This is a genomic window from Pseudomonas sp. SIMBA_067 (assembly GCF_046534675.1).
In the GTDB taxonomy this organism is placed as follows: Bacteria; Pseudomonadota; Gammaproteobacteria; order Pseudomonadales; family Pseudomonadaceae; genus Aquipseudomonas; species Aquipseudomonas putida.
Map to the genome: position 1 here is coordinate 1 of NZ_JAWRYH010000295.1, position 279 is coordinate 279.

Consider the following 279-nt stretch of genomic DNA (forward strand, 5'->3'; position numbering starts at 1 on the left):
GTGAGAAAGTTACGCGCAGCGACAATACCTATACCGTTGTTATGAGTGATTGTGCTGCCGTGGATATCAGCCTGGCTACCTTGCAGGTTAATTGCGGATGCAACCGAATTGCGGGCCACCACGGTTGTTCCGCTCAGCGAGAGCTGGGAACCCTTGGAGGCCTGGATGTCCAGTGCATGGGTGCCGGCGTTCAATGTCAACTTGCCAGCCATTACACGGGACTGGTTCATGGTGGCACCGTTGGAGGTCAGGTGGGCATTTTCACCGATCACCCAATCG

Annotated in this window: 1 pseudogene; it reads right to left on the reverse strand. The window is 55.6% G+C overall.

The features are described 5' to 3' along the window. Nucleotides 1–230 (reverse strand): annotated as a pseudogene (locus SB765_RS29160) (autotransporter outer membrane beta-barrel domain-containing protein); the annotation flags it as partial. Nucleotides 231–279 lie beyond the last annotated feature (49 nt).